This window comes from Burkholderia sp. E168m23, assembly GCF_016586125.1.
In the GTDB taxonomy this organism is placed as follows: domain Bacteria; phylum Pseudomonadota; class Gammaproteobacteria; order Burkholderiales; family Burkholderiaceae; genus Burkholderia; species Burkholderia orbicola.
The window spans coordinates 1-4,270 of the sequence record NZ_BCPP01000645.1; the positions used below are offsets into that span (position 1 = coordinate 1).

4 protein-coding genes and 2 pseudogenes are annotated in these 4,270 nt (G+C 66.4%); 2 read left to right on the forward strand and 4 right to left on the reverse strand.

Going from position 1 to position 4,270, the window contains the following annotated elements:
• From JMF90_RS26580 to JMF90_RS26590, 3 genes and pseudogenes are all read right to left on the reverse strand, one after another.
• A partial coding sequence (locus tag JMF90_RS26580; protein WP_201325627.1) for a malate synthase G occupies positions 1 to 1,295 on the reverse strand: 1,295 nt, incomplete at its 3' end.
• A 39-nt stretch (positions 1,296 to 1,334) separates the two neighbouring features.
• The gene (locus tag JMF90_RS26585; RefSeq protein ID WP_011548775.1) at positions 1,335 to 1,739 is read right to left on the reverse strand and encodes a heme-binding protein; all 405 of its coding nucleotides are present in this window, start codon (positions 1,737 to 1,739) and stop codon (positions 1,335 to 1,337) included.
• A 25-nt stretch (positions 1,740 to 1,764) separates the two neighbouring features.
• Positions 1,765 to 2,053, reverse strand: a pseudogene (locus JMF90_RS26590) (hypothetical protein); the annotation flags it as partial.
• 61 nt (positions 2,054 to 2,114) lie between these two features.
• Between JMF90_RS26590 and JMF90_RS26595 the strand changes: the two are divergent.
• Both JMF90_RS26595 and JMF90_RS26600 read left to right on the forward strand, forming a co-directional pair.
• A complete protein-coding gene (locus JMF90_RS26595) occupies positions 2,115 to 3,569 on the forward strand; it encodes a DEAD/DEAH box helicase (protein ID WP_041489654.1) in 1,455 nt (484 codons plus the stop codon).
• A 172-nt stretch (positions 3,570 to 3,741) separates the two neighbouring features.
• Positions 3,742 to 4,125, forward strand: a complete 384-nt coding sequence (locus tag JMF90_RS26600; RefSeq protein ID WP_011548777.1) for a hypothetical protein — start codon at positions 3,742 to 3,744, stop codon at positions 4,123 to 4,125.
• 38 nt (positions 4,126 to 4,163) lie between these two features.
• Here JMF90_RS26600 and JMF90_RS26605 read toward each other — a convergent pair.
• Positions 4,164 to 4,270: pseudogene (locus JMF90_RS26605) on the reverse strand (LysR family transcriptional regulator); the annotation flags it as partial.

Here is a 4,270-nt window from a genome sequence, read left to right on the forward strand (position 1 = left end):
TTCACGCTGGTGCGGCGCTCCTCGTCCATGATGCCCATCTTCAGCGTGTTGCGCGGCAGGTTGTACAGATCTTCGATGCGCGCGAACAGCGTGTCGGCGAACGCGACTTCGACCGGCCCGTGCATCTTCGGCTTCACGATGTAGATCGAGCCCGTGCGCGAGTTGCGCTTGGCCTTCAGGTCGTGCAGCGCGCACAGCGTCGTGACGACGCCATCGAGAATCCCTTCCGGAATTTCGTTACCGTCGCGGTCGAGCACCGCGCCGTTGGTCATCAGGTGGCCGACGTTGCGCACGAACAGCAGCGAGCGGCCGTGCAGCGACAGCGTGCCGCCGGCCGGCGTCGTGTACTCGCGATCGGCGTTCAGGCGGCGCGTGAAGGTCTTGCCGCCCTTCGCGACTTCCTCGACCAGCGTGCCCTGCATCAGGCCGAGCCAGTTGCGGTAGAGCTGGACCTTGTCGTCGGCGTCGACCGCCGCGACCGAATCCTCGCAGTCGATGATCGTGCTGACCGCGGCTTCGAGCACGACGTCCTTCACGTTCGCGAGATCGGCGCGGCCGATCGGGGTCGACGCATCGATCTGGATCTCGAGGTGCAGGCCGTTGTGCTTCAGCAGGATCGCGGACGGCGCATCGGCCGCGCCTTGATAGCCGACGAACTGCGCCGGCTGCGCGAGGTGCACGACGCCCTGCGCGGTTTCGACCGCGAGCTGGCCGTCCTGCACGCGGTAGCGCAGCGCGTCGCGGTGCGAGCCGCTCGCGAGCGGCGCCGCGTTGTCGAGCACATTGCGCGCGTAGTCGATCACGCGCTGGCCGCGCGTCGGGTTGTAGGCCGCGGTGCGTTCGGCGCCGCCGTCTTCCGGCAGCGCGTCGGTGCCGTACAGCGCGTCGTACAGGCTGCCCCAGCGTGCGTTCGCGGCGTTCAGCGCATAGCGTGCGTTCGACAGCGGCACGACGAGCTGCGGGCCGGCCTGCGTGGCGATCTCGCTGTCGACGTTCGCGGTGGCTGCCGCGACGTTCGACGGGACCGGCACGAGGTAGCCGATTTTTTCGAGGAACGCGCGATACGCGGCATGGTCGCGTACCGGGCCGGGGTGCGCGCGATGCCACGCGTCGAGTTCCTGCTGCAGGCGGTCGCGTTCGGCGAGCAGCTCGCGGTTGCGCGGCGCGAGGTCGTGCACCAGCGCCGAGAAACCGCTCCAGAACGCGGCCTTGTCGATGCCGGTGCCCGGCAGCGCTTCGTTTTCAATGAACTGGCTTAGCGCTGGCGCGACTTGCAGTCCTGCTTGGTCGATCATCGTGAATCCTCCCGGGGAAAATGCGCGCGGTTTGGCTGGTTATTCCGCGACGCTCTGTGTACCGGCGCGGGCGATCTGCGCGTCCTGTTCGGACTTTACGCCAGACACACCGATCGCGCCTGCGATCTGGCCGCCGACCGTGACCGGCACGCCGCCTTCGAGCAACCCCGACAGCGGCGCGCTCAGAAACGCGGTGCGGCCACCGTTGATCATATCTTCATACGCCTTCGTCTCGCGACGGCCGAGCGCCGCCGCGCGCGCCTTGTCCTGCGCAATGGTGCTGCTGGCCGGCGAGGCGCCGTTCAGCCGCGCGAAGGCGAGCAGATGGCCGCCATCGTCGACGACGGCGATCGACACGGCCCAGCCGTGGCGTTCCGCTTCCGCGCGGGCGGTGGCGAGCATGCGCTCGGCGTCGGCCAGTTCGAGTTCGGGTTTCGTTTGCATGGCGTTCCTCCGGAAACGGCGGTCGGTTGACCAGCCGGTTGTCGACGAGCTCGATCCATTGGCGCACGGGTGTGCGGCCCGCGTCGTGCAGATGAGTCTGGCAGCCAACGTCGGCGGTGACAATCGATTCCGGCTGCGTGCGAGCGTGGTGACGCGACCCGCCTTGTCCGCATAGACGGGGTCGGAGCGCAGCAGGTCGCCGTATTCCTTCATGAACGCGCCGCAGCCGCTCGCGTCAGTACGATCGCTTCCGCGCCGGCTGCGATCGCGGGCCACCACGCGTCGACGTTGCGGCTCGAACGAGGGATGTACGCGGGACGGGGCTTGGCCGGCGCGGTAACCGCTAGAATTGCGGTTTTAGCCCGGAACACGTCCATGTCTTTTGCCTCGCTTGGCCTGATCGAGCCGTTACTGCGTAATCTGCAGGGCCTCAATTACCAGACACCCACGCCGGTGCAGGCCAAGGCGATTCCTGTGGTGCTCGGCGGCAAGGACGTCATGGCCGCGGCGCAGACCGGCACCGGCAAGACGGCCGGTTTCGCGCTGCCGCTGCTGCAACGGCTGGTGCAACACGGCCCGGCGGTATCCAGCAACCGCGCGCGCGTGCTGGTGCTGGTGCCCACGCGCGAACTGGCCGAACAGGTGCTGCAAAGCTTCGTCGAGTACGGCAAAGGTCTCGATCTGCGATTTCTGGCCGCCTACGGCGGAGTGAGCATCAATCCTCAGATGATGAAGCTGCGCAAGGGCGTGGACGTGCTCGTTGCCACGCCGGGCCGCTTGCTCGACCTCAATCGCCAGAACGCGGTGCAGTTCGATCAGGTGCAGACGCTGGTGCTCGACGAAGCCGACCGCATGCTCGATCTCGGCTTCGCGCGCGAACTCGACGCGGTCTTTGCCGCGTTGCCCGCCAAGCGCCAGACGCTGCTGTTCTCGGCCACGTTCTCCGACGAAATCCGCAAGATGGCGGCCGGTATTCTGCGCAGCCCGGTCGATATCAGCGTCAGCCCGCCCAACGCGACGGCCAGCAAGATCAAGCAGTGGGTCGTGCCGGTCGACAAGCGGAACAAGCCCGACCTCTTCATGCACCTGGTGGCCCAGAACAGGTGGGAGCACGCGCTGGTGTTCGTCAAGACCCGCAACGGCGTCGACTATCTAGCGCTCATGCTGGAGAAGACCGGCTATGCGGTCGATACGATCCACGGCGACAAGCCGCAACCCGCGCGTTTGCGCGCGCTGGAGCGTTTCAAGACGGGTGAAGTACAGATGCTGGTCGCCACCGATGTGGCGGCGCGCGGGCTGGATATCGACGATCTGCCGCTCGTGATCAACGTCGATCTGCCGATCGTCGCGCAAGACTACGTGCACCGTATTGGCCGGACCGGCCGCGCGGGCGCGAGCGGCGTGGCGGTATCCCTCGTGTGCGCCGATGAAGCGCCGCAACTGGCCGCGATCGAAGCGCTGATCCGGCAGACGCTGCGGCGCGAAGAAGAGCCGGGTTTCGAAGCCGAACACCGCGTGCCGGAAACCAGCGCGACGGGCGAGATCATCAAGAAACCGAAAAAGCCGAAGAAGCCGAAGGTGCAGCAAGCTGCGCCGGTCGGCAGGCAGGCGCAGCCGGGCAAGAAGCCGCCTACGCAAGGTGGCGAAGGCAAGCGCAAGCCCGTGGCGCAGCATGCGAAGCCCGCCGTCGGCACGGGAACGGACTACACCATCGGGAGCCCGTTCAGCGTGCAGAAGCCGCGGAGCAAACCGGCCGGCAAGGCGGGGGCGGGGAAGCCGGCCGGCAAATCGGCGGGTGGTCGGGGCAAGCCCGGCAAACCGTCCAGATAACCCGAACCCTTCCCGTTCAAAACGTCTGACAGGATTGATTCGTCCGATACGGTGAACGAATACGAGCGGTTCGGAACAGCGCTGCCGGTTTTCTCGTGAGCGACCTGGAACCGCCCGCGACAAGGCTTCCCGGCATGACCAACGATGTGCGATGACTGAAGTGAGAGAGGGAATGACGACGACATTCGACGAGGCGACAACGGCGGCGATCGCCGCGTTTGCCCAACTGGATTTGTACACGGCCGTGCAAGCGATGCGCGCCGAGGCGGATTACGACCACGAACGAGACCAGTGGATCTCGCGCTATATCGACGAGCACGGCGGCGGCGCGGACGATGCGGAATACGACGCCTTGCACGCGCGGGCCCAGGCAACGCCGGAATACGCGCAGTTCATCGATGCGGTTCGCCAAGAAATCCTCGAATACTTCGGCGTGACCGACGATCAACTGGACTGCATGGTCGTGCTGCGCGAGGACGACAGCGACGAGCTGTGGGCGGAAGTCAACCGGCAGCGGAGCGCGCTGGGAACCGGTGAAGTGCGCGGGGATCTCTGACCACGGGTGAGCGTGGTGCCTCGACTCCCGCCCATCAATCAATCTTCTCGCGCAAGTCGCAGCAAGACGTCGGCGAGGGCCCGGATTTTCGGTTGTGCCGCACGTTGGGGCGGATAGACGAGGAAGTAGGACAGGCCGTCTTGAG